Origin of the sequence: Bifidobacterium moukalabense DSM 27321, assembly GCF_000522505.1 — a bacterium.
In the GTDB taxonomy this organism is placed as follows: Bacteria; Actinomycetota; Actinomycetes; order Actinomycetales; family Bifidobacteriaceae; genus Bifidobacterium; species Bifidobacterium moukalabense.
Genome location: NZ_AZMV01000007.1, coordinates 523,117 through 542,116, shown reverse-complemented (window position 1 = coordinate 542,116; position 19,000 = coordinate 523,117). Strand labels below are relative to the sequence as shown.

Here is a 19,000-nt window from a genome sequence, read left to right as displayed (position 1 = left end):
GCCGAAGGCGAGCATGTGCCTGTGGGGTCGGCATATGCGTGGAAGAACGGCCATAACGGCAAGGAGCCCAGCGGGATCGCTCCCGACCGGGCTCCTTGCGGATTTGCTCCTTAATATATGGACACTTCACAGTGCATGGACGCTTCATCCAGCAGGAGTCCGTATATATGAGGGGCGTTCATCACGCGGGTCTCACACGCGCTCGGAGGCTTCCTCCGTGGCGGCCTCGCCCTGACGCTGAACGCGTAGCTTGTGGCCTTCCTCCTGGCTCACGCCGTAGTAGGCGGCGATGGCGATGTCCTTCATATCCTCGATCTGCGGGATGCGCGGATTCGCCGGAGCGCACTGGTCTTCGTAGGCACGCATGCCGATCTGATCGAGTACGGACCAGAAGTAGTCCTCGTCCACACCGCACTCCTGGAAGCTCTTGTTCATGCCGAGCTTGTTGTCGCGGTAGTCCTCGACGGCCTTGGCCAGATTCTCTACGCCCTCAGCCGGGGTCTTGCCCGGGTTGATGCCGAGGTTCTTGGCGATCTCCTGATAGCGTTCCGGGGCGATGTACTTGTTGTACTTCGGCCAGCTGGTCGGCTCCTCCGGGATGGAACCGTTGTAGCGGATCACATACGGCAGGAGGATGGAGTTGGTGCGGCCGTGGGCCACGTGGCACAGGGCGCCGATGGTGTGGGCCATGCCGTGGCACATGCCGAGGAAGGCGGAGCCGAAGGCCATGCCCGCCATGGTGGCGGCGTTGTGCATCTTCTCCTGGGCCTTGATCTTGTCTTCGCCCGGCTCGCCGTTGACGGATTCGGCCAGGTTCTCCCAGACCAGCTTGGCCGCATGCAGTGCCATGCCATCGGTGAAGTCGTTGGCGTAAACGGACACGAAGGCCTCGAAGGAATGGGTCAGGGCGTCGAAACCGGCATCGGAGGCCAGCTTGCGCGGCTGGGTGCGGGCCAGCACCGGATCGACGATGGCGACGGACGGAGTCAGCGCGTAATCGGTGATCGGGTACTTGTAGCCGGTCTTGTGGTCCGTGATCACGGCGAACGGCGTGACTTCGGAACCGGTGCCGGACGAGGTCGGGATGCACACGAGCTTGGCTTTCTTGCCCAGCGGCGGAATCTTGAAGGCGCGCTTGCGGATATCGAAGAACTTCTCTCGCACGTCGGAGAAGGAGATCTCCGGGTGCTCGTACAGCAGCCACATGATCTTGGAGGCGTCCATCGGAGAACCACCGCCAACGGCGATGATGGTGTCCGGCTCGAACTCCTCACGCATCATGGCGGCGCCGCGTTCGACGGTTTCGACGCTCGGCTCCGGCTCGACGTAGTCGATGATGCGGAAGGTCACGCGGTTGGCACGCGCACGCAGCTGGTCGATGATCTTGTCGACCACGCCAAGCTGCTCCATGACCTTGTCGCACACGATGACGGCCTTTTCGATGCCGTACATGTCGCGCAGGTACTTGATGGCGTTCGGCTCGAAGTAGGTCTTGGCCGGAATCTTGAACCACTGCATGTTGTTGTTCCTCCGAGCGATGCGCTTGATGTTGAGAAGATTGACTGCCTGGACGTTGCCGGACACGGAGTTGCCGCCGTAGGAGCCGCAGCCCAGAGTCAGGGACGGTGCGATGGCGTTGTAGATGTCGCCCACGCCGCCAAGGGAGCCCGGAGAATTCCAGATGATGCGGCATGCGTGCATACGCTGGCCGTACTCGCGCACCAAGGCCTGATCGTTGGTGTGGATGACCGCGGTGTGGCCGGCACCATGCTTGAGCATGGCCTCGCACATCTCGAAGCCCTGCTCCTTGTTATCGGACTTCAGCACGGCATGCACCGGAGCGAGCTTCTCCATGGTGAGCGGTTCGTTCTCGCCGACTTCCTTGCATTCGGCGGCAAGAATGGTGACGTCTTCCGGGATCTCGAAGCCGGCGGCCTTGGCGATGTATTGCGGTGACTTGCCCGGCACGATGGAATTGAGCTTCGGGGTCTGGCCGGAGTAGGAGGTGCAGCCGAACATGTACTGTTCGAGCTTGGCCTTCTCCTCCTCGTTCACGAAGTAGGCCTTGCGACGCTTCATCTCCTTGACGAGCGGGGCGTAGATCTCCTTGTCGGCGATGATGGCCTGCTCGGTGGCGCAGATCATGCCGTAGTCGAAGTGCTTGGACAGAATCAGGTCGTTGGTGGCGCGCACCACGTCCACGTTCTTGTCGACATAGGCCGGGGCATTGCCCGCGCCGACGCCAAGGGCCGGCTTGCCGGAGGAATATGCGGCCTTGACCATGCCCGGGCCACCGGTGGCGAGGATGGTGGCGACGCCGTCATGCTTCATCAGGGCGCCGGTGGCTTCGATGGACGGATGCTCGATCCACTGGATGCAGTTCTCCGGGGCGCCGGCCTCGATGGCGGCGTCGCGCACGATCTTCGCGGCGGCCACGGAGCTGTTCTGCGCACCCGGGTGGAAGCCGAAGACGATCGGGCAACGGGTCTTGAGCGCGATCAGGGACTTGAAGATGGCGGTGGAGGTCGGATTGGTGACCGGGGTCACGCCGGCGACGACGCCGACCGGTTCGGCGATCTCGTCGATGCCCATCACGTCGTCTTCGCGAATGATGCCGACGGTGCGCTGACCGGCCAGATAGTTGGTGACATGTTCGCAGGCGAAGATGTTCTTGGTGGCCTTGTCTTCGACCAGACCACGGCCGGTCTCCTCGACGGCCATCTTGGCGAGCACCAGATGCTTGTTCAGGGCGGCGACGGAAGCCTTGGCCACGATGCGGTCAACCTGCTTCTGATCGAGTTTCTCGAATTCGTCGAGAGCCTTCAGACCCTTCTTCACCAGCTCATCGACCTCGGCCTGGGCCGCGGCGAGCTTCTCCTCCGGAGTCGGTTTGGTCGGCTCTTCCTTCTTCTTTGCGTCTGCCACTTGAAGTCCTCCTCGATTCTTAGGGGTTTGCAAAGCAGTGTTCATTTATTCCTATCCACCCGTGCCGGATGGACACATTACCGGGCACTGTTGTGACCTGAGTCACAATCTACCTAAGTTGTGCACGCTTGTATAGTGCGCGTCGTGTCGTGCACTTAATGTTTGAATCTTTGCTTTTTTTTGTTCATTTCACAGCCTGATTCACACATACTCACGCTCAAATCAACCATTTTGTTATATTTTGTTCGTATTATGAATACATTAAACACACGTGAACAACAATTTTTTTCAATAACTTTTAAAAAAAGTAATTTCTCCTTTTGGACAAAACGCCACAACTTCTTGAAAATACTTTTATAAAGTAGGATAATTCCAGGACCATAGACCACGGAGCACGAACGGAGCTCAATGATGAAGACGACGCCTCCCGCATCCGTCAAGGAACTCAACAAACGCGCCATCACGGCGTATCTCTATTCCAAAGGCCCCGCCACGAAACAGATGCTGGAGCGCGAACTGAACCTGAGCCTGCCCACCATCACGCAGAACCTGCGCACGCTGGAAGGTGAGGGTCTCATCCGCAAAGGCGAGCAACTCGAATCCACCGGCGGACGCAAGGCGCAGACATTCGCCTTCGCCTGCAGCGCCAAAGCCGCAATCGGCGTGACCATGCGCGCCAACGGATTGACCCTGTGCGCGGTCGATCTCGGCGGCAACGTCATCTCACGCAGGTTCAAGCTCCTGCCCTACCGCAACACCGACGCCTATTACCAGCAGATGGGCGTCATCATCAACGCCTTCGCCGCGGGCATCGAAAAGAACGGCAGCAGCATCCTCGGCGTGGCCTTCAGCATCCAGGGCATCGTCTCCGCGGACGGACAGACCATCACCTTCGGCAATATCATGGGCAATACGGGCCTTCAGCTTGGCACCATCGCGCAGAACGTGAAGTTTCCATGCATCATGATCCACGATTCCGACGCCGCCGCCATGGCCGAACTTTGGTTCGACCATTCGCTCACCGACGCCGTATGCGTGTATCTTGAGGTTCGCCCGGGTGGAGCCGTCATCGTCGACGGCCAGCTCTATCAGGGACCGAACCTATGCAACGGCACCATCGAGCACATGACGCTGAGGCCGGACGGAGGGGAATGCTACTGCGGGCAGCGTGGTTGCATGGACGTCTACTGCTCCCCCGAAGCCCTGACCGAAGACGGCGAAAGCCTATCCGGCTTCTTCAGCGTGCTCGAGCAGGGCGAACAGGAGCATCGGCAGCGTTTCAACGGATGGCTCGGCAACGTGGCGCAAGCCATCCGCAACATCCGATCCATGCTGGCCGGCGACATCATCATCGGCGGCGAGGCCGCGCACTATCTCGACGACGACGACATCGCCGCCCTCAAAACACTCGTCGAGGAACGCAGCGCCTTCCACACCGACCATTTCACGCTACGTAAGAGCCTGTGCCTGGAGAACCAGAACGAGATCGGTGCGGCGTTGCGCTTCGTGCAGACCTTCATCGACGAGATCTGCGGCGGCGAGGCGTGATCAGACGATCTGGCAGAATTCAATGGTCTCGCCGTTGGGACCATACACATTGAAATAGCGGATGCCATGGTCCCAGAAGCTGTCGATGTGCTGGATCTCGGCGTCCTTGAAGTTCAGCCCCAGCTTCTTCGCGTTCTCGAACGCCGCCTCGATGTCGGGCGTATCAAAAGCCCAATGGTTGATGGCACCGGTGGTCATCGGCGCCGGCTCGCCCTCCCACGTTTCGATGGTCAGATGACCATACCGCAGGAAGGCGCAACGATTCCCACCGTTATGGAAGATGCCGGCGACCTCGAAGCCAAGCTTCTCGGTGTAGAAGGCGATGGTCTCGTCCAGATCCCTGGCGACCATGCCGGAATGCTGCAGATCCGTGGTGAATGCGTTCATGGGCTTGTTCATGATGTTCTCCTTGTGTATATCAGTTGATGTGAGGTAACGGCAATGGCCGTAATCGATACGGCCTGCCGAAGATGATGACCGGCGGCATGGCCCGATCCACGAATCAGGCGGCGGCCTTCGCGACTTTCTCGATCTCTTCCGCGCAGACCCTTGGTGAAGCCGTGTGCCTGATGCGGTGGCCATGGCTGTCGAAGCCGGGCTGCTTCGGGCGGATGAATAACGTCAGCACGAACGCCAGCACGTACAGTGCGGCATAGGTCCAGCACACGCCGCCGTAGCCGATGGTCGGAAGCAGTATCGTCGCGATGCCGGGGCCCGCGAACGTGGTGAGGCCGGCGGCGAGATTATATGCGGAAAGAGCCGCGCCCTGCTTGCCTTCACCGGCATACAGCGTCATGATGGTCGGGAGGGACGAGAAGGCACAGGTGCCGATGCCCACGATGACCGAGGCGACGATCATCATCAGCGCATTCGCACCGAACCATTGCGGAATGTAATAGAACGCCACGGAACCGATGGCGAGCACCGCACACCCGAACCAGCGCATCGGCCACACCCAGCCGAAGCGGTCCATGAACCAGCCCCAGAAGGTGTTGAAGATCAGCGTGACCACGAACACGAATCCCCAGATGCGCATCCATTCCTCGGTCTTGAAGATGTTGATGCCACCGTTGTGCGCGGTGCACAGGTAGAGCGGCATGATGACGGGGAAGCCGTACAGCAGCAGATTGTTGATGATGCGGATGATGGCACAGATGAGGATCTTACGATTCGTGACCAGGATGGTGGCGCCTGCGGTCAGTTCCTTCAGCTGCTCCTTGCGGCTCAATCCCTCACCTTTGACGACCTTGTTCTTCGGCACGAAGAAGAAGCACATGACGGTGCCGACGATGGAGAAGGGCAATGCGAACCAGAAGGTCCTGTACTCGCCGAAAACCGGCATGATGAAACTCGGCAGATAGGCGCCGAACACACCGATGCCCAGGGAGAAGCAGGTCCAGAAGAAGCCCGTGGCCGAAGCCAGCCTGGCCGGAGAGATGTATTGCGCCATCAATACCACGAAACTGTAGATGAACAGCGGGTAGCCGATGCCTCGCAGGGCATACAGGCCGAGGATTAACAGGTAGATATGGCTTGGAATGGCAACGCCGAGGAACAGCAGGTGCACGCCGATCCACCAGCACGCACCGAACATCATGACCCTGCGCGCGCCGAACATTTCGGCCAACACACCGGCCGACCACCCGCCGAGCGCCGCGAACAGGCCATATACAGTGACCAACAGCGAGGCCTGGGATGAGGTGAAACCCTGATCCACCATGAATTTCGACAGGAACGTCAGTTCGAAGCCATCACCGGTCATAAAGATCGCGACGGCAAGAAAGCCAAGCATCAAGGAGCGGGGAACACCCAGTCGTTCAAGAATCCTGATCATGTGAGCACCTTTACTCGATTTCCATTCAGCATTGAGGAAATCGTCCGAATCATCATTAAGGGTTTGGATGCGGGGACCACGGCCTCATCGCCGTGGCCCCTGGTCTGTACGGGGGTGGCCGCCGCAGGAGGGGATGGGCGGCGGCCATAAGCACCGGAAATCACACCCCCTATAAGGTCAGTCTCCGATCTTGACAACGGCCTTGGAAACGCCGGAGATCCTGCCATCGAGGAAATCCTGCACCTCTTCGAGTCCGAGCTCGTGGCTGATCAATCCACCGATGTTCATCTTGCCCGACGAAACCAGCGAGATGGCGTCACGGAAGGTCAGCGGGTTGATGAAGGACCCCTGGATGGTCAGCTGCTTCTTGTAGATGTCGTAGGTGTTCATCTCGAAATGGGCCTCCTGCGGGCCGACGCCGAACATCAGCACCTGGGCCCCCTTCTTGGCGGTGGAGACGGCCTGTGCCTGCGTCGACGGAAGCCCGACGGCCTCGACGATGATGTCATAGGCGTCGGAAGGAATCCGTTCGCGGGTCGTATTGTAGGTTTCGGTGACGCCGAACTGGGCCTTGTTGCGTTCCAGCTTCTCATCGAAGATGCCCGCCAGATCGACCTGATGCACACCATAGGCCTGCAGCAGCTGGGCGAAGATCTGGCCCATGAAGCCGTCGCCGATGACCAGGGCCTTCTGGTATGGGCGCAGCCTGAGCAGATCAAGGCCATGCACGGCGCAGGAAACAGGCTCGATGGCGGCGGCGTCGCGCAGGGAGACGTTGTCGGGCAGTTTGTAGACCACGGTGGCCGGAGCAGTGAACTGTTCGGCCAGACCGCCGTCACGGGTGACGCCGACGGCGCTCAGATGATCGCACAGTTCCGGGCGCTGGGTCAGGCAGTATTCGCACTGGCCGCAGTAGATGTTCGGATCGACCGCCACCCGATCGCCGACCTTGACGTTGGTGACCTCGGAACCGACCGCGGCAACGACACCGGAGTTCTCATGGCCAAGCACGATCGGCGGAACCGCGGAGGCCGAGCCCGGGCGGCCCGCATACAGATCGTGATCGGTGCCGCACACACCCGCATACGCGGTGTTGATCAGTACCTCGTTCGGCAGAATCTCAGGAGTGTCCAGGTCCTGAATCTCGAATTCCTTTACGCCGGTAAGCACCAGAGCCTTCATGATTGTTCCTTTCCGCACTGAAAGTTTGTGTTCTTTCGTTATCCTCCCGCAGATCCTTCTGCGTGATGGCTCACACTATACGCTTTTTTTAAATAGTTTTACAAATTCCTTTTCTTAAAGTGTTTTGCATAGCGTGTCGCGCGGAATATCAAGGATCCCCCAATGTCGGAGGCACTCATCATCACAAAAAACAAGAATCCGTACACCGCGACCGGACGCCGACGGCTGGTCTTCGGATGACACCCACCCCCTAAAGTCAAACGGTCAACGCGCTCCGTCGCTTACAATAGGTCTATGAGAAACCCACCCTTGCATCGTTACGCAACCCGACCTGGTCTCTATTTCACCGATGATGGTGGCGCGGACGCGGTAGTCCGTTCCGAGACCGCGGATCAGATGTGGTTTTGCGTACTTGAGCCACTCGATCAGCCCAGTGCCTTCTACGCCGAGGCGGTACGTCTGTTCAACGAACCGGACATCACGTTCATCGAACAGGCCCAATCGCAGAAGGTCTGCACCAGGCGCGTCCCCTCACTCAATCTGCGGGAGACGCTGTTCATGATGGACGGCCCGAATTACGGCCTGTGGTATGTACATGTGCCCAAGGCGTGGGACGGCATGCATTACGGCTACCGTGTGAATGGCCCGTGGGATCCGAACCACGGGGTGAGTTTCAACCCGTACAAGCTGCTGCTCGACCCTTACGCGAAAGGCATCGACGGCTCGATGAGGCTTGACCCAGGCGCCTTCGCCTACGCATGCGAGGTCGTGAGGGGCAGGGTCAAGGGTTCGCCGTTCGGCCCGATGAGCACCGTCGACTCACTCGGCCATATGCCGGTTTCCGTAGCCATCGACGATCGCGACGCGAACAAGCATGAAGGTGAGCCGTCGCATCCGCATGTGTCATGGAGCAAAACCGTCATCTACGAGCTACATGTCAAAGGATTCACGGCCAATGCACCGTGGCTGCCGAAGGAATTGCGCGGCACCTACGCGGGTCTGGCCCACCCCTCGACGCTCTCCTATCTGCAGGATCTGGGTGTGACCTCCATCGAGCTATTGCCGATCCAGGCCAAGCAGCCGGAACTGTTCCTGCAGGAACAAGGCCGTACCAATTATTGGGGCTATTCCACGCTCGGATATTTCACCCCGGAGCCCTCGTACGCCACCAAGGCTGCGCAGGAGGCCGGAGCCGCGGCGGTACGCAAGGAAGTCATCGACATGGTGCGGGCCCTGCACGAGGCGGGCTTCGAAGTGATCATGGACGTGGTCTACAACCACACCTGCGAATCCGGGCCGGAAGGCCCCACCATCTGCTGGCGCGGCCTTGACAACCTCTCCTACTACAGGCGCAACAAGGAGAAGATCAGCCGCCTGTACGACACCACCGGCTGCGGCAATACGCTCGACTTCACCAACACGCATGTCGTCACCTTCGCGGTGGATTCCCTGCGATACTGGGCCAAACGCATCGGCATAGACGGTTTCCGTTTCGACCTGGCGGCCACGCTGGCCCGCCTCGACGGTGATTTCACCAGCTACCATCCGTTCCTGTATGCGCTGCGCTCCGACATGCTGCTGGGCAATCTGAAGATGATCATGGAGCCGTGGGACGTCGGACCGGGAGGTTGGCGTACCGGCCAGTTCGGCATTCCGTTCGCCGAATGGAACGACCGGTTCCGCGATACCACACGCAGATTCTGGTTGACCGACGTGGAACGCAATCGCGGTGGCGAATCAGGTGTGGTGACCATGCAGGAGATGGCTACCCGCCTATGCGGTTCGGCCGATCTGTTCGCCACCGATCCCGGACGCGGCTCGACCGCCTCCGTGAATTACGTGACCTGCCATGACGGCTTTACCCTGGCCGACCTGACGCGCTACCGCAACAAGCACAATGAGAACAACGGCGAAGACAATCGCGACGGCACCAACGACAATCATTCGGTCAACTTCGGCTACGAAGGCCCCAGCGACGATCCGATCATCATCCAACAGCGCGAACGGGCCATGGCGAACATGCTCGGCATGCTGTTGCTGTCGTTGGGCACTCCGATGCTGCTTTCAGGAGACGAATTCGCCAATTCGCAGAACGGCAACAACAATGCCTACATGCAGGACAATCCGACCACATGGCTGGATTGGGATTGGCTGTACAGCACTGAGCAGACGCCGGAACTCAGGCAGTTCGACCTGGTGTCGCGTCTGATTGCGTTGCGCAAATCCCGCGATCTGTACGATCATGAGGATTTCTTCACCAGGCTGAGCGAAATCGGCCTGCTCAAGCGCTCCGATCGCGTGCACTGGTTCCTGCCGAACGGCCACGCTCCGCACGATGCCGATTGGACGAATCCCGCGGTACGCGCCTTCGCCATGCAACTGCTCTCCCCTGACGGCTCGAACCTGATGATCCTGATCAACGGTTCCGACGAGGTCTCCCGCTTCCATCTGCCGGCCGACAAGGAATGGGAGATGGTCTGGTCCTCCGCCGAAATTTCAGGTGAATACCCCGGTCAGGGCATGTCGGTGGAACGTGTGGCCGAGCTGGATGAGGAGTCGGAAAGCAAACCGGCGGGACGTTTCAGCGATCATCTGCATCGTCTGAATATGATGTACTGGCACACCGGTGCGGACGACAGGGCCGCGTCCGAAGACTTCTATGACACCGAAAGCGTGGATGATCCGACCTTGTGGACGGTTCCCGCGTTGAGCATCAGCGTGATGCAGCAGATGCCCACCGACTGATCGCCCCACAACAAGGAAACCCCTCGAAGGATCGAATCCTTCGAGGGGTTTCGCATAAGCCGTAAAGCTTTAGCGCTTCGAGAACTGCGGAGCGCGACGAGCCTTGTGCAGACCGGCCTTCTTGCGTTCCACGACGCGGGCGTCGCGGGTCAGGAAGCCAGCCTTCTTCAGGGTGGCGCGGTTCGCATCACGATCGATGGCGTTCAGAGCGCGGGCAACACCCAGGCGGATCGCGCCTGCCTGGCCGGTGGTGCCGCCACCGTCAACGAGGACGATAGCGTCGAACTTGCCTTCGAGCTTGAGCAGAACGATCGGGGAGTTGACCTCACGCTGCAGCAGCTTGGCCGGGAAGTACTCTTCCAGGGTGCGGCCGTTGATGGTCCACTTACCGGTTCCCGGAACCAGACGGACACGGGCGACGGCTTCCTTACGACGACCGGTGCCGTAGCCCGGAGCGATGGCGGAAGTGCCGGTGCCAGCGCCAGCGTTGGTTTCGGTGGTGTATGAGGTAAGCTCCTCTTCGGTCTCGAGAACCGCGGAGTTGTTGGTGTTTTCAGCCATGTTTCTTATCTCCCTTCGGTTCACTTAGCCTGCTGCGAGACCTGAGCGATCTCGAAAACCTGCGGCTGCTGTGCGGTGTGCGGATGCTCGGCGCCACGGAAGATGCGCAGGCGACCCAGCTGCACCTTGGCCAGACGGTTCTTCGGCAGCATGCCCTTGATAGCGGAGCGGATGATGCGCTCAGGATTCTTTTCCAGAAGCTCGGCGTAGCTATCGCGACGCAGACCACCCGGACGACCGGAGTGCATGTACAGTTCCTTGCCCATCTTGTTGCCGGTCAGAGCGATCTTGTCGGCATTGATGATGATCACGTGGTTACCGGAATCGGCGTGCGGAGCGTAGGTCGGCTTGTTCTTGCCACGCAGCAGGATGGCTGCCTGGGATGCGAGACGGCCGAGCACCACGTCGGTGGCGTCGATGATGTACCAGTCGTGAGTCAGATCAGCTGGCTTCGGAGTGAAAGTTTTCACGATGTACCTTTTCTATATTGTGTTCCGGACCCTCCGACAGCGCCGAACGTTGGTTAGGCGTCGCAATGGTGCCGTTTTCGGGTCTCATTATCCGTGGGCTCCCTGAAAGTCCTCGATGGCGAGTGGGAAAAGCGCTTTGAAGGACCCCGTAGGGAAACACAACAATCTACTAGTATATCGCCTGCCTTGACATTCGGCAACACCATACGTTGCCTTCTTCCCTGACGGGGGAGGCGACAAGGCGCTAACCACGCATGATGGCGGCGATCTCCTGCAGGCGCGGATTGTCGAAAAGCCCTTCAAGCGGTACGACGTTGCCCTTGCCGTCGGCCAGCGGGATACGCCAGTTCGGATACTCGTTGTTGGTGCCCGGCTGGTTCTGCGTTCGCCTTTCCCCCACCGCGTCGACGATGGAGGCGGCCATAAGCTTGCATGGCGACCCCTTGAGACCGCGGTACAGCGCGTCAACGATCTTGTCCTCGCTGGCGGGCTCATCGTCGAGGGCGGCCTTGTCGAGATAGCCTTCCTCGACGAGCATGTTCAGCATGGCGTCGTGTTCGGCGGTCGCCGAGGCCTGGAACTCCTCCACCGGTCCGGACAGCAGGCCCAGCTGTTCACGCAGTTTGACATGGCCATATTCGAGATAGCCTGCCGCCGGCGGCATGTCATGCGTGTTGACGGAGGCCAACGCGTACGGGCGCCAATCGCTCGGCGCGCGGAACTCGCCGTCGAACTGTTCGAACCATTCCACGGCACAGCCGAGGATGCCGTGCGCGGACAGCGATTTGGATACATACGGCGGCACCACACCGAGATCCTCGCCGACCACCACGCCGCCGGCGCGGGAGGCCTCAAGTGCCAGCACGCCGAGCATGACGTCGGAGTCGTAATACACATAGGTGCCATCGGTGGCCTTCCTGCCTTCCGGAATCCACCACAAACGGAACAGGCCGAGAATATGATCGATGCGCACGGCACCGGCATTGGCGAACATGCCATGCACCATATCCCGGTACACTTTGTAGCCGGTCCGCTCGAGGGCGATCGGATTCAGCGGCGGCTGACTCCAATCCTGACCCTGTTGGTTGAACATGTCAGGCGGGGCGCCGACCGTGGCGCCCTTGGCGAAGCGTTCCGGGTTCCACCACACGTCGGAACCGGACGGGTGCACGCCCACGGCCATGTCGGCGATGATGCCGATCTTCATGCCGGCTGCGCGCGCGGCCTGCTGCGCCGCATGCAGCTGCTCGGTGGCCACCCATTCGAGCCAGCGGTAGAATTCGAGCGTGTCGGGGAATCGACGTCGGAGTTCCCGAATCTCAACGGAATCACGGTCGAACGTACGTTCCCAATTGTCGGGCTTGCCATTGGGCGCACCCCACTTGTCGTAGCACAGGCACCATGTGGCGTAGGATTCGAGTTCGTCACCGCAATCGGCCAGGTATCGCCCGAACTGCGCCTGACGTTCGGCGGTACGCCCGGAAGTGAATATGATCCACAACGCATGCATCTTGGCGCGCCACATGGAGTCGCGGTCGATGACCTGCGCATCGCCGTTGAGCGGCTCGACCTGCGCATGCAGCTCGTCGACCCGCGCCTTGTCTTTGGGGCTCAGCATGGCATACTCCGGTACGGATTCCGGGCGGATGTAGCTGAAGTTGACGAAACGGCGGGAAATCGGCAGGTATGGCGACGGCGTCAGTGGCGGCACCGGCTCGGCGGCGTGCATCGGATTGATAAGCATGAAGTCGGCACCGGTCTTCTTCTTGGCTTCGACCAGCAGGGTCTTGAGATCCTCATAGTCGCCCACGCCCCAGGAACCAGTGGAACGAATCGAATACAGCTGGCTCATCCAACCCCACAGGGAGCCTTCCTTCATATCGTCGAGCAGCTTGATCTTTTCCGGAGCGCTGATAACGGTTGCATCCTGAACATGCTCCCCCACCCGCACATGTAGGGTATGGTAGCCCGCCGGCAGGTCCTTCGGCAGTATCACCGAAGAGGTGGAGATGAACGTGTCGTCAAGGTCATGGATGGAGCCATCACCGGCACCGTAGGAGATCGTTCCGGTAAACTCGCTGCCGTCCTCCAGCGTGATACTGGCCTGCGGCACCTCGAGCACGCCGACGTTGACCAGCACCGTGCTTGGCTCGCCCACCGTATGCAGCACGGTGGGCGCAACCAGTCGCGAGCGGCGTTCGTGAAGAATGGATTCCATGGACTGCTCGATCGCCTCGTCGTTGGAAGCGTCGATGCCAAGCGCCTTGAGCACCGCCACCAGGACATCGTCTTCGATTTCGTGGTAGTCATGGCTCATGCCCACGTAGCTGGTGGCGACGCCAACCAGCTTGGCCAGGCGAATGAGCGGACGGGCGAGACGCGTTGCGTTTTCGGTCTGTTCTGTCATAGTCAACAGTCTAGAGCCTTTCAGCATGCGCCACGCGTATTTTTCAAACGAAATGACAACGTATTCAAAAATTTGTCACTCGTGGCGCGACCGTACGGCCCGGACCACCTCTCCGGAGGGATCCTCGGCAAGCTTGGCGAGCATCGCCGCCGATGTGTTCGGATTGAGCGCCACGGCCCTGCGCACCATGGAAGCCAACACCGCCGGGGCTTTCGGCTCATATTCGGTGCCGAGTGCGCCAAGAAAGTCAAGGGTTTCCGTATCCATATTCGGATCCTGCGCCCCTTCCAGGCGCATCTTCCAGGATGTGCGCTTGTTCCGCAGGGCGATATCCCGCACCTCCGGAGATTCATCCTTGGTGAGGCGGCCCACCAGCCAGTTCTTGTCATCGGTGTTGCCGGCCACGGCCTTGCGCACTTCGACGGATCCGTCGGTGGACAGTTTGACCAGAATGTTCGGGAACGGCATGGTCTCGGCAAGGAAAACACGATCCTCCAACGGAGTATGAGGATTGCCCGCCACGGCCTCCAGCAGTGCAGTGGCACGCGAGAACGCGGCCTGCTCGGCACGGTCCGGCAGCGGACGGCGGGCGAATTCGCTCAGCTCGTCGGCGTCGGTGGAATGACGAAGACGCTCATATGTGGCGGTCAACGGTTCGAAATCGGCGGGAACCTCCTGCACAGCCGACTGATCGGCGGCGTTCCCTGCATGTTCGGCATTTTCGATGTTCTCGGCATCAGTCATAGTCTTCACCTTACGCCATACCGTAATCGACGGCTCACAGTCTGACCGGTCGGTTGGACGCGCCGATCGGTTCCGGCGTGACGGCCGCGTTGAAGGCTTCGATCACACGGGATTCGAAGGCCCCGGCACGCTCCTGCGGCACGATCACACGCATTTCGATGCGGTCCGTATACTGCGTGTCGGCCTGTTCTCCCTCCACGGATGCCAACAGATTCTGGAAGCTACCGAGTTGCGGGTAATCCAGCACCATCCGGTATTCACTGCACGGCACGATCCTCGCCTTGCTCGCCGCCTTCACCGCAATGGACGCACCGGTCGAATAGGCTCGGACAAGTCCGCCCGAGCCAAGCAGAATCCCACCGAAATAGCGGGTGACGGCAACCACGCAGTCGGTCATTTCATTGGCGCGCAGCACATCGAGGATCGGCTTGCCTGCGGTGCCCGACGGCTCTCCGTCGTCACTCATCCGCTCCGCAAGGCGACCGTCGGAGCCTCCGCAGACCGCGGCATAGGCGACGTGGCGGGCCTTCGGATGCCTTTCACGAATCATCGCGACGAAGGCGAGCGCATCATCCAGCGAATCGATGTGACAGGCGTCGCCGATGAATTCCGACTTCTTTTCGACGAACGCGTCATGCGCCGGCCGATCGGCGGAATCAAGTATGGTCTGCATGCCTTCAACCTACCCGATTCAGCCGACCTGGCGATCAGACGACGACGTTGAAATCCCCGCCCTTGAAGAATGCGGCGACGGACTGCACGACCTGCCTGGTGATGCCGACGTATGCGCCATCGGTACGCCATGCGGTGTGCGGGGTGAGCACGATGCCGGGAATCCGGCATAGCGGGTCATCGGCGCTGAGCGGCTCATGGTCGAATACGTCGAGTGCGGCCGGAATGTCACCGCGCTCCAGTCGCCTGAGCAGTGCGCCCGGCTCGAGGATTTCGGCGCGTGCCGTGTTGACGAACAGCGTACCGGGCCGTAGCGCCTCGAGGTTTTCGGCGGTGACGATGCCGCGCGTGGAGTCGAGCAGCGGCATGTGGATGGATACGACGTCGCTGCCGGCGATCAGTTCGTTCATGTCGTCGACCGGCGTGACATTGCAGTCGGTGAAGACCTGTTCGGGCACATGCGAATTCCAGGCGGAGACCTTCATGCCGTAGGCGTTCGCGATACGGGCCACGGTCTGGCCGATGCCGCCGAGACCGATGATGCCGAGCTTCTTGCCGAACAGCTCATAGCCGTCCACGCCGGACCAATCGCCCGCCTTGACCTCGCTGTCGAGCAGCCCGACATGCCGGGTGAGCTCCATCAGCAATGCCATGGTGTGCTCGGCGACGGCATGGTCGCCGTAATGCACCACATTGCAGACACGGATGCCCTGCGCCTTGGCCATCTCCAGATTGATGTAGCTGGCCACGCCGGTGCCGCCGAACGCATAGCACCTGGCATGGGTGCGTTCGAGAATCGAGTCGGTGCAGTGGAAGCCGATTACCATAACGGCATCGGCCCCGGTGCAACGGGACACGATGGTGTCCTCATCCAACGTGAAATCCTCGAACATGCGCACCCGTGCAACGTTCTCCAACAGTCCGAAACACTGTTTGAACGGTTCGACCATGGACTCGAGAACCACCGGCATGACGACCAGCGGCAGATCGGTACGCTCCGGCTGGGTCTCAACAATCTCGACCATATACGGTTCCTTTCCGAACGGCTTGTGATGGCATTATGATTACGTGGCATATTCTGCCACAATGCTATTTCCCGGAAGAAGTCGTCTGCTCCGCGGTGATGTCCCACTCCCGTACGACGCTCTGGTCGGCGCCCATGGAGTAGATGACGTTCCATATGCGTTGCCGTTGGTTCGCGTCCTCGGCGTCGTTCCAGCATGTGCCGTCGGGATGGTCGCTGGCGAGCGAACACCACTGGTACTGCCCCTGCCGCATATTGGCGGTCGGTATCCAGTCGATGCGGCTGACGCGCCAGGAACCGGCCACGCCCTTCTTGCCGGCGAACTGCACGCGGGCGGTCACACCCTGATTGTTGACCTCGTTGCCGGGGATGTAGGAGGTCACGGTCACCGCATTGCCCAGGCCGTAGATGATCCAGGTGCCGTTGTAGTTCTCGATGGGCTGCGCGCAATGGCATCCTGCGCCGTAGATCACGTCGAATGCACCGGTATCGGCCAGTTCATGCGCTTCGGACTGCTGCCATGAATCGGCGTAGTCCAGATACTCCTGCACCGAATGCATGGCGATGGCCACCACGTCGGCCCCCTGTTCGCGCGCGGCCTTCGCCTTGGCCACGGCTTTGTCGATATCGGCCTGATGATTGGGATCGCTCGCTTCGCGCAACCGGTCGACACGCCAGTCGAAATCGGGAGTCTGCGCATTCAACGACACCGTTCCCGAGATGAGGCCGAGTTTGCCGCCGCCGGTCGGCGAGTCGATGACGAGCGGTTTGGTGGAATCCTCTTCGGTCTTATAGGAGCCGGTCTGTGCGATGCCGTCGGACTCCAGGGTGTCCCACAGGCGCGAGATGCCATCCGCACCTTGGTCCCATGAATGGTTCGACGCATGCGTGCAGGCACGATAGCCGACGTTCTTGGCGGCATCGGCGACCTCCGGCGGAATGTTGAACACCGGATAGCCGGTATACGGACCGCCACGTTGGGCGATCGGGGTCTCGAACTCGCACACCGCGATGTCGGAGGCATCGATATATTGGCGCATCGGCTCGAACAGGCTGGTGAAGTCGAAGGCCGTACCATCGGTGGCCGCAGTGTCGGCACTCGCGAAATTGTTCCACAGGCCCTCATGGAACAACAGGTCGCCGTTGACGAGCATGGCGATGCAATCCGTATCCGGGCAGTCCGGGGAGTTGCCGTGATGTTCCGTCGCCTCGGTCTGTTTCGCCGTCGCACTTGCCTGCGATTGCCGCGTGGACGTCGTTGCCGGATTCGCCGCATGTGTCGTCTCCTGCGAGCGCACCTGCCGCACTACGAACCACCCCCCGACCGCCAGCACGGCAATGATGATGATTGCCGCAATTATTGCGACTCTGCGCCTGCCGGTGGTCAGCAATTCCGGATTGGATGCATGCAAGGCATCTTTTCTGATACGCATGGCCGTACCCCTCTTCTTCGATATTCTCTCTAGTCCAAGGATATCGAAAAGGGCGGCGAACAAAGGGCATGCCGCCTCGCATACCGGTTCTTTCCGCTATAACAAAACCGGAATCACTGCAATTCCAGCGATTCCGGCCCATTCGCGGAGTCAGAGGGATTCGAACCCTCGAGCCGCTAAACACGACTAACACCTTAGCAGGGTGCCCCTATCGGCCACTCAGGCATGACTCCACTGTTGTGACGTTGTCACGACGCAACAGCATGTAACTATAGCATCTATCCGGAGGCAAAACACCAGAAACCGGAAAAATCGTAAGCCGTTGGCGTGATTCCGCATGACACGCGATGCACACCGACATCCAATCGACCTGGGGAATTCGACCCGCAGCCATCCGATGACCGGCCTCTACGCCGGATTCGCATCTCCGGAAAACGTGACGATCACCGCCACAATCACCAACGCGATGCCTGCGCACTCCCCCAGTGTCGGAATCTCACCGAAAGCAAGGGCGATGAACGTGGCCATGGCGGGATTGATGGACTGCACCACGGAATAGCGTGCGGACGGAATGCGTCGCATCACCACCTGATCGGTCAGATACGGCAGGAACGAACCGAACAACGACACCAGGAACAGCAATGCCAGCAACGCCGCGACGCCCCACGAGGCATGAACCCAGGTCGCGTCGGCCTTGGGCCCCGCCAGATGGACGATGGCGCCCGGAGCTAGGAACACCGACTGCATCAGCCAACCAAGTACGGTACCCCAGCACAGCATGTCGATCGGATGACCCTTGGCCGCGACTTTGCCGCCGAGCACGATATAGCAGCCCCACATGGAACCGCCGACCAGAATGGCGATCAGGCCGATCAGAAAGCTGCCGCCGTTCTCGCCACCAAGCGAGATGCCGGCCAATAGCACCACGCCACCGGCCGCGATGCCGATGCCGACGCGCTCGCGCCAACTATGCCCGGTGATGACGGCCACGCCAAGAGGCCCGATGAATTCGATGGCGGTGGCGATGCCGATATCCATATTGCTAATCGCCACATAATACATGGTGTTCATCAACACCAAAACCGCGCCGAACCCCGCCAGCAGGCCCCAATCCCTACGGGTCCCGGGCAACGAATCGCGCCTGTCGGCCTTCCACGGCCTGCGCCAGGCCAGCAGCATCAGAGCCATGAAACCGACGCGGTACCATGCGGCGTATACGGCGTCCAATTGAGTGAACGCCACCTTGGCCACGCCGGTGGCGGTATAGATCATCACCGCCTCGCAGACGGCGATGACGACGATCGGCAAACGGTTCAATGCCGTCATGATGACTCTCTTCACGGGGTACCAGCGTACTCGCGAGACGGTCCGGAGACGACACGCAAAAAGGCGCGGCGATCACACCATATTCGAACATTTGTTTCAATCCTCGGTGGGAATCGCATATCATGGAAT

General features: G+C 60.3%; 14 protein-coding genes and 1 tRNA gene. 2 read left to right on the top strand and 13 right to left on the bottom strand.

Annotated elements, in window-relative coordinates; translation table 11 throughout:
• Positions 1-192: 192 nt before the first annotated feature.
• Positions 193-2,925, bottom strand: coding sequence for a bifunctional acetaldehyde-CoA/alcohol dehydrogenase (gene adhE, locus BMOU_RS08500; RefSeq protein ID WP_034876704.1), 2,733 nt, complete (start codon positions 2,923-2,925; stop codon positions 193-195).
• 411 nt (positions 2,926-3,336) lie between these two features.
• Between adhE and BMOU_RS08495 the strand changes: the two genes are divergently transcribed.
• Positions 3,337-4,473 carry an ROK family transcriptional regulator gene (locus BMOU_RS08495; protein ID WP_235143774.1) on the top strand — a complete coding sequence of 379 codons (1,137 nt, stop codon included), beginning with the start codon at positions 3,337-3,339 and terminating at the stop codon, positions 4,471-4,473.
• Here BMOU_RS08495 and BMOU_RS08490 read toward each other — a convergent pair whose 3' ends face one another.
• From BMOU_RS08490 to BMOU_RS08480, 3 genes are all read right to left on the bottom strand, one after another.
• Positions 4,474-4,872, bottom strand: coding sequence for a VOC family protein (locus BMOU_RS08490; RefSeq protein ID WP_034876699.1), 399 nt, complete (start codon positions 4,870-4,872; stop codon positions 4,474-4,476). It abuts the gene before it with no gap.
• Positions 4,873-4,975: 103 nt separating this feature from the next.
• Complete coding sequence (locus BMOU_RS08485) at positions 4,976-6,307, bottom strand: MFS transporter (RefSeq protein ID WP_034876697.1); 1,332 nt, start codon at positions 6,305-6,307, stop codon at positions 4,976-4,978.
• 177 nt (positions 6,308-6,484) lie between these two features.
• The gene (locus BMOU_RS08480; RefSeq protein ID WP_034876695.1) at positions 6,485-7,489 is read right to left on the bottom strand and encodes a zinc-dependent alcohol dehydrogenase family protein; all 1,005 of its coding nucleotides are present in this window, start codon (positions 7,487-7,489) and stop codon (positions 6,485-6,487) included.
• Positions 7,490-7,783: 294 nt separating this feature from the next.
• On the opposite strand from BMOU_RS08480, the gene glgX reads away from it, so the two are divergent.
• Positions 7,784-10,234, top strand: a complete 2,451-nt coding sequence (gene glgX / locus BMOU_RS08475; protein ID WP_034876693.1) for a glycogen debranching protein GlgX — start codon at positions 7,784-7,786, stop codon at positions 10,232-10,234.
• Positions 10,235-10,303: 69 nt separating this feature from the next.
• Here glgX and rpsI read toward each other — a convergent pair whose 3' ends face one another.
• From rpsI to BMOU_RS08430, 9 genes are all read right to left on the bottom strand, one after another.
• Entirely contained in the window at positions 10,304-10,795 is a 492-nt protein-coding gene (gene rpsI / locus BMOU_RS08470; RefSeq protein WP_003837387.1) for a 30S ribosomal protein S9, read from the bottom strand.
• Positions 10,796-10,815: 20 nt separating this feature from the next.
• Complete coding sequence (gene rplM, locus BMOU_RS08465) at positions 10,816-11,265, bottom strand: 50S ribosomal protein L13 (protein WP_034876691.1); 450 nt, start codon at positions 11,263-11,265, stop codon at positions 10,816-10,818.
• A gap of 244 nt (positions 11,266-11,509) precedes the next feature.
• On the bottom strand, positions 11,510-13,672 hold the full coding sequence (gene malQ, locus BMOU_RS08460; protein WP_034876689.1) for a 4-alpha-glucanotransferase: 2,163 nt from the start codon (positions 13,670-13,672) through the stop codon (positions 11,510-11,512).
• Positions 13,673-13,747: 75 nt separating this feature from the next.
• Positions 13,748-14,416, bottom strand: a complete 669-nt coding sequence (locus BMOU_RS08455) for an AbrB family transcriptional regulator (protein WP_034876687.1) — start codon at positions 14,414-14,416, stop codon at positions 13,748-13,750.
• A 34-nt stretch (positions 14,417-14,450) separates the two neighbouring features.
• Positions 14,451-15,089, bottom strand: a complete 639-nt coding sequence (locus tag BMOU_RS08450; RefSeq protein WP_034876685.1) for an IMPACT family protein — start codon at positions 15,087-15,089, stop codon at positions 14,451-14,453.
• Between the two features lie 34 nt (positions 15,090-15,123).
• Complete coding sequence (locus BMOU_RS08445) at positions 15,124-16,113, bottom strand: D-2-hydroxyacid dehydrogenase family protein (RefSeq protein WP_034876683.1); 990 nt, start codon at positions 16,111-16,113, stop codon at positions 15,124-15,126.
• 64 nt (positions 16,114-16,177) lie between these two features.
• A complete protein-coding gene (locus tag BMOU_RS08440) occupies positions 16,178-17,545 on the bottom strand; it encodes a CapA family protein (RefSeq protein WP_081738531.1) in 1,368 nt (455 codons plus the stop codon).
• A 145-nt stretch (positions 17,546-17,690) separates the two neighbouring features.
• A tRNA-Ser gene (locus BMOU_RS08435) sits at positions 17,691-17,778 on the bottom strand.
• Positions 17,779-17,953: 175 nt separating this feature from the next.
• A complete protein-coding gene (locus BMOU_RS08430) occupies positions 17,954-18,871 on the bottom strand; it encodes an EamA family transporter (protein WP_034876681.1) in 918 nt (305 codons plus the stop codon).
• Between the last annotated feature and the right edge of the window lie 129 nt (positions 18,872-19,000).